We start from the raw sequence: 6,000 nt of genomic DNA, 5'->3' as shown, positions 1-6,000 counted from the left end.
CCGTGCGTGCAGTCGCGCACGCCGGCCCACCTTTGAACTAGGGTTGGTTCCATGGGAGATGTCTTAAACGTAAGTGACGTAGTAGTTCGCCGCGGCGGACGTAACATTATCGACGGCGTTGATTGGTCGGTCAATGAAGGGCAGCGCTGGGTGGTACTTGGCCCGAACGGCGCGGGAAAAACGACCCTCATCAGACTCGTGTCCGGTCGCCTTCACCCCACCGAGGGGACGGTCGCCATCATCGGCGAAACGCTCGGCAAGGTCGACGTCGCTGAACTACACCCGCTGGTTGGACTCGCGTCCTCCGCACTCGACCAGCGCATCAACGATCGCGAGCGCGTTCTCGACGTCGTTCGCACCGGCGCCTACGGCGTGATCGGCAAGTGGCGTGAAGAATACGAGGATCTCGACGACGACCGTGCGCTCGAGCTTCTCGACGTGCTCGGCGTGAAGGACTTGGCGGACCGCCGCTGGGGAACGCTGTCGTCCGGTGAGAAGAAGCGCGTGGGTATCGCGCGTGCTCTCATGCCGGATCCGGAAATCCTCATCCTCGATGAGCCAGCCTCCGGGCTAGACCTCGGAGGTCGCGAGAACCTGCTGGCCTCGCTGTCCGACCTCGCGCACGCGCAGTACGCGCCCGTCATGGTTCTCGTGACCCATCACGTGGAGGATATTCCGCAAGGGTTTACCCACGGGCTCCTGCTCAAGGACGGAAAGGTGGCGGCCGAGGGTGAACTCGATGAGGTCATGACGTCGGAGACGCTCTCGTCGGTCTTCGGAGTCGACGTCAACGTCACACTCGATGAGGGCCGCTATTCGGCTCGCTCGGCGCGATAGCGCGCCTACCGGCTCATTGCTGAACGTGGCAGAAGGCTAGCGCTTTCTGCCACTTCCTACTGGGAACAATTCCCCCTGCGGGTGGAGCACTCCCGCGTGGCGAGCAGGTACACTGAACGTAATCAATGCACAACGCTAGGGGACACACATGGCATGGGGAATTTGGGCGATCATTACGCTCGTCTTGCTGATCGCTGAAACTCTTACTGTGGACTTCCTGTTCATGATGTTCGCAGCCGGAACGCTCGCAGCTACGATAACCTCCGCTGCTTTTACCGATTCGCTCGTCATCCAGATCGTCGTCTTTGCGATTGTGTCTGTTCTCGGCATTGGCTTCGTGCGTCCGTGGGCTCGAAAGTTTGTCAACGACTCATCGACAGGCGACTCCAACGTCTACGCGATGACCGGCCAGATCGGCCACGCGCTTACTGACATCGACACCAAGGCTGGCCGCGTCAAGATCGGCGGTGACGTGTGGAGCGCCAAGACCTACGGTGCCGCCATCGCGGAGGGCACGACCGTCGTCGTTCAAAACGTTGAAGGCGCTCGTGCGATCGTTCAGCCGTTCCACCCAGACGCAACCAATTAAGTTTCGATAAGAAGAAAGAAAGTAGGACTCAATGGGAGACACCAACGTTGTTCTTCTCGTATTCCTCGCGATTTTGGCGCTCCTCGTTGTCGTCGCAATCGCGAAGTCCGTTATTCAGGTGCACCAGGGCTTTACGGTGATCATCGAGCGTCTTGGTAAGTACAACAAGACGCTGCGCCCGGGCCTGCACTTCCTGATCCCGTTCTTTGATTCGGTCCGCCAGCGCATCGATATGCGTGAGCAGGTCGTTCCCTTCCCGCCGCAGCCGGTGATTACCTCGGATAACATCGTGGTCAACATTGACACGGTTATTTACTACCAGGTCACTCAGCCCGAGGCGGCGACGTACGAGATCGCCGATCCGATGTCCGCTATCGAGCAGCTCGCCGTGACCACACTGCGTAACATCATCGGTTCGATGGACATGGAGCAGGCGCTGACCGGCCGAGACCAGATCAATGGTCAGCTGCGTGGCGTGCTCGATGAGGCCACCGGCCGCTGGGGCATCCGCGTGTCGCGAGTCGAGCTCAAGGCAATTGATCCGCCGGCAACTGTTCAGTCCGCGATGGAGCAGCAGATGCGCGCCGAGCGTGATCGCCGTGCGGCGATCCTGACCGCAGAGGGCGTGAAGCAGTCCGCCATCTTGACGGCCGAGGGTGAAAAGCAGTCCGCGATCCTTCGCGCAGAGGGTTCGGCGCAGGCCAAGATCCTCGAAGCACAGGGTGAATCCCGAGCGATTCTGCAGGTCTTCGACGCTATCCACCGCGGTAACGCCGATCCGAAGCTCCTGAGCTACGAGTACCTGAAGGTCCTCCCGCAGATTGCAGATTCGCAGTCCTCCAAGCTCTGGATCGTTCCGACCGAGCTCACAGCGGCGCTCGACGCCGTCACGACCGGCTTCACCGGCGTCAAGAAGGACGGCGGCAACCTCGGAAACGACGAGCCGATTCAGGTCAACCTCGAGGGTCTCGACGACGACCTCGCCGATTCGCTCGCAAGCACCAGCTTGCCTGACGTGGACGAAGCGCTTGCAAGCGCCCGCGGCGAAGCGAACCGCGCGTCCTCCGAGGCCGAAGAGTCCGGCACTCATTCGGGCAAGCCGTTCGATCCGCGCCAGTCATCCGGCCAGCGCCCCGATCAGGCCGACCCGGTTGACCCGCTCGATCCGGACAACCCGATCAAGTAACACCAACTCACGCGGTGGCCCAAGGAATTTTCCTTGGGCCACCGTTCGTCTGGCAGAGTAGTCACGTGATCATTGACGTAACCGACCTGAGCGATCCGCGCCTTGACGATTTTCTGCGCCTGACCGACGTGGCTTTGCGCAAGAAGTTGGATTCCGAGCGCGGGCTGTACCTTGCCGAGGGGGAGAAGGTCATTCGGCGCGCTCTTGAGGCGGGACACACGCCGCGAGCGGCGGTCATGACTGGGCGGTGGGCACGCACGTTTGCGGACGTCTTCGACGACGATGTGCCGCTTTTCGTGCTTCCCGATGAGCTCCTCGAAGAGCTCACTGGCTTTCGGGTGCACCGCGGCGCGATTGCGTCAATGAATCGGCCAGAGCTGCCGGGCGCCGAGGATTTTCTCGCAGGACTCGGCTCTGCTCGCCGGATCTTCGTGCTCGAGAACCTGGTAGACCATACGAACGTTGGTGCGATCTTCCGCTCTGCGGCAGCGTTGGGGGTTGACGCAATCCTCGCCACCGACCACTGCGCCGACCCGCTCTATCGCCGCTCGATCAAAGTCTCGATGGGGACCGTTTTCCAGATCCCGTGGACTCGCATCGGGAACTGGCCTCGCTCGATAGCCCAGCTTCGCGAGAACGGGTGGGTAACGGCGTCGCTCGCACTGTCGGATAACGCAATCAGTCTCGACAAGTTTGTGGCACTGAATCAGGTGCGCGAGGGGAAGGTCGCGATGGTTCTGGGGACCGAGGGTGATGGGCTCGCGCGGCGGACGATCTCGACCACCGACTACGTTGTGACGATCCCGATGCGTGCCGGTGTTGACTCGCTCAACGTCGCTGCGGCGAGCGCCGTGGCCGCGTGGGCGCTGCGGTAAGCGATACTAGCGGCTCCGGCGAGGCGGTGACGTGGCAGGAGCGCTACTGGGCCGGAGATTGCGCGTCGACGGCCTTGTACTCCTCGAGAGCGTCGTCGAGTAGGTCCTGAACCTCGCAGTTAAAGACCTTTGCCAGCTTGATGAGTGTGGACAGGCGCGGGTTCGCCGGGCTGTTGGTCTTGCGATCGGATCGCGCGTGCTCCATGAGTTGGTAGTGATTGCGGTCCATGCCGGCGTCGAGAGCCACCTGCTCCTGGGTGAGGCCAAGCTCTGTGCGCCGGGCGATGAGTGTTTTGGCAAAGGTGGACGCGAGTGCACGTTCTGCGGGGGAGTATTGAGTCACGATATTGAGTTTCCGTGTAAACCCCGCAATCGTCGGCGGGGTATACACGGCGTTATCCTTTAAATAAATAAATCATTATCCACAGCCACCGAAACGTCTCAGTTATCCACAAAATGGGGGTTGGCCGCGACGGGGATGTGGTCCTTTCGGCGAGGATAGTCGCGTCGAAAGGAACACTTATGTACATCACAATGCGGCGTCCCGTCGTTCTCTTCGCGATCATTCTCGCGCTCTCAACAGTATTGATACCTCGTGCGTGGGCAGGTGAGACACGCTGGGAACGGATCGCCACAGAGCCAAGCCGTTTCGAAGCGCTGACCTCGCCCGCCGAGCCCATCGCGGTGTGCACGGGCGACACCCAATTTAACTTCACTTACCAGCCCGGTTTGGAGACGGCGACCTTCGAGTCAATATCGACGACGGTCGCAGGCACGGCGTACGGCCAGCAGTCCACCGAAGTTGGCTGGGCAACCGGCCTGTCTGCCTCGGACACTGGGGTGGCCGCCGCGATCCTTGATCTGTGGGGCTCCGAAGCTGCACGCGGGCTTGCTCCCGAGGCGTTCACGCTTGCGATGTACGAGCTCACGGATGACGCTCGTGGTCTCAGCGAATCCACGAATGCGGCGTGGCGGGGGGACGCCCGCGTCTTGCTCGCCAAAGCCAAAGCAATTGCGGGCCCGCACACGGCCGATGACCTCACGATGAGCGATGGCAACGTTGCAGGATTCGTGATTCGTGGTCAAGAGGGCGCAGCGATCGCCGGCTTGCCGTTCACGGCCACTCTCGAAGGGGCCTTCTTTACCGACACTGGCACGGCCACGCTGGCAGGCCAAACGGGCTCCGAAGCAAGCGTCTTCGCGGTTGATGCTCCTGCGTTTGGGGAGGTCACGATCTCGGTTACCTACACGAGCATTCCGGGGCATTCCTTCAGGACGGGCCATCACCCGGTGGCGCAGGACATGCATTTGATGGGATCCCTCGGAGAACTATCCCAGGCCGTGGTGCTGCGCGATGAGCCCCAGGCTGCGGGTGTCGAGATCTCCACGCAAGCGTTTATTGAGATCATCGACGGTCAGGCTCGCGTCGGCGACCTCGTTACGGTGTCCGGGCAGTCGTGGCCGAGCGCGGGAGATGAGTCAGCGACCTACCAGATGACAGTCGACCTCTACGGGCCATTCGCCGAAGCCGCCGAACAGAGTGCAGAGGTGCCCGCCGGTATCGAGCCGATCGAAACGCTGGCGCTGCAGGTCGAGGAACCAGGGGAGTACAGGGTCGTCTTCGATTCGGACGTGGCTGAGGGGTGGTACACGGTTGTGGTCTCTGGTGAGTTTGACACCACCGGCGCCTTCGAGGGCTTGCCGCCCGAACGCGTCGTCATGCCGTTCTTTGAGCCTGCCGAAAGTGTCTACGTTGAGGTCGCGGAGCCAGAGCCAGAGCCAACGCCAGAGCCGACGCCGGAGCCGGAACCGACGCCAGAAGCTGTGCCATCCCCAGAGCCTGAGCCAACACGAACACCTGTGCCTGTGCCTACCGACGAGCCGAAGGTGGAGCGAGTGCCAACGCCTGCTCCCGCGGGAATCGTCGAGCTTCCGAACACTGGTCATCGCTCGGCAGGCGGAGTGCTGATCGCACTTGGGCTGATCGGCCTGGGCGGCGCACTTCGGGCGGGATCGCGGGCGAGCTAAAGCGGGTGCTAGGACAGCTCAGCCGAATCGGCGAAGCCCATCTGGCGCCACGCCTCGTAGAGTGCGATCGACGCGGCGTTCGCGAGATTGAGGGACCGCCGGCCTGGCAACATCGGGATTCTGAGCTTCTTCGCGATGCGGGGATCCTCGAGTACCGACTCTGGCAGGCCGGTCGGTTCCGTGCCAAAGAGCAACACGTCGTCGCTCGTGTAGGTCTCATCGGCGTACGAGTGTGGCGTGTGGCCAGTAAAGGCGAGGATTCGGCGCTCCGGGCCAAAGTAATCCTTGGCCGCCTCCCACGATTCGTGAATCACGAGGTCGGCGAGGTCGTGGTAGTCCAAGCCGGCGCGTTTGAGGTGGGCGTCGCCGAAGTTGAACGCGAGCGGCTCGATGAGGTGTAGGCGCGCCCCAGTGCATGCCGCGAGGCGAATGGCGTTACCGGTATTGCCGGGGATCTTCGGTTCATGAAAAACAAAATCGAGCAC

Annotated in this window: 7 protein-coding genes; 5 read left to right on the top strand and 2 right to left on the bottom strand. The window is 61.9% G+C overall.

All coding sequences use genetic code 11. The features are described 5' to 3' along the window. Positions 1-51 precede the first annotated feature (51 nt). The 4 genes from ACHFFR_RS03910 to ACHFFR_RS03895 all read left to right on the top strand — a co-directional run bounded on the left by ACHFFR_RS03910 (position 52) and on the right by ACHFFR_RS03895 (position 3,487). Positions 52-837, top strand: a complete 786-nt coding sequence (locus ACHFFR_RS03910; protein ID WP_394262965.1) for an ABC transporter ATP-binding protein — start codon at positions 52-54, stop codon at positions 835-837. A gap of 148 nt (positions 838-985) precedes the next feature. Next, complete coding sequence (locus tag ACHFFR_RS03905; protein ID WP_394262964.1) at positions 986-1,426, top strand: NfeD family protein; 441 nt, start codon at positions 986-988, stop codon at positions 1,424-1,426. A 31-nt stretch (positions 1,427-1,457) separates the two neighbouring features. Next, on the top strand, positions 1,458-2,612 hold the full coding sequence (locus ACHFFR_RS03900; protein ID WP_394262963.1) for an SPFH domain-containing protein: 1,155 nt from the start codon (positions 1,458-1,460) through the stop codon (positions 2,610-2,612). Between the two features lie 65 nt (positions 2,613-2,677). Beyond that, positions 2,678-3,487: a TrmH family RNA methyltransferase gene (locus ACHFFR_RS03895; protein ID WP_394262962.1), complete on the top strand. Its 810-nt coding sequence runs from the start codon at positions 2,678-2,680 to the stop codon at positions 3,485-3,487. A 43-nt stretch (positions 3,488-3,530) separates the two neighbouring features. Here ACHFFR_RS03895 and ACHFFR_RS03890 read toward each other — a convergent pair whose 3' ends face one another. Further along, a complete protein-coding gene (locus tag ACHFFR_RS03890) occupies positions 3,531-3,830 on the bottom strand; it encodes a helix-turn-helix transcriptional regulator (RefSeq protein WP_394262961.1) in 300 nt (99 codons plus the stop codon). 179 nt (positions 3,831-4,009) lie between these two features. Here ACHFFR_RS03890 and ACHFFR_RS03885 point away from each other — a divergent pair, with 179 nt between their 5' ends. Further along, positions 4,010-5,515, top strand: a complete 1,506-nt coding sequence (locus ACHFFR_RS03885; protein WP_394262960.1) for a hypothetical protein — start codon at positions 4,010-4,012, stop codon at positions 5,513-5,515. Between the two features lie 8 nt (positions 5,516-5,523). On the opposite strand, the gene ACHFFR_RS03880 is transcribed toward ACHFFR_RS03885, so the two are convergent. Continuing rightward, positions 5,524-6,000 (bottom strand): tRNA (cytidine(34)-2'-O)-methyltransferase, encoded by a 477-nt coding sequence (locus ACHFFR_RS03880; protein ID WP_394262959.1) that lies wholly within the window; start codon positions 5,998-6,000, stop codon positions 5,524-5,526.

This window comes from Trueperella sp. (genome assembly GCF_043424875.1).
In the GTDB taxonomy this organism is placed as follows: Bacteria; Actinomycetota; Actinomycetes; order Actinomycetales; family Actinomycetaceae; genus Trueperella.
This window is presented reverse-complemented; position numbering and strand designations above follow the sequence as displayed.

What these genes read in the sequence shown, in the direction of transcription:
- ACHFFR_RS03910 (WP_394262965.1), top strand. Translation starts at nt 52, where the DNA reads ATGGGAGATGTCTTAAACGTAAGTGACGTAGTAGTTCGCCGCGGCGGA.
- ACHFFR_RS03905 (WP_394262964.1), top strand. Translation starts at nt 986, where the DNA reads ATGGCATGGGGAATTTGGGCGATCATTACGCTCGTCTTGCTGATCGCT.
- ACHFFR_RS03900 (WP_394262963.1), top strand. Translation starts at nt 1,458, where the DNA reads ATGGGAGACACCAACGTTGTTCTTCTCGTATTCCTCGCGATTTTGGCG.
- ACHFFR_RS03885 (WP_394262960.1), top strand. Translation starts at nt 4,010, where the DNA reads ATGTACATCACAATGCGGCGTCCCGTCGTTCTCTTCGCGATCATTCTC.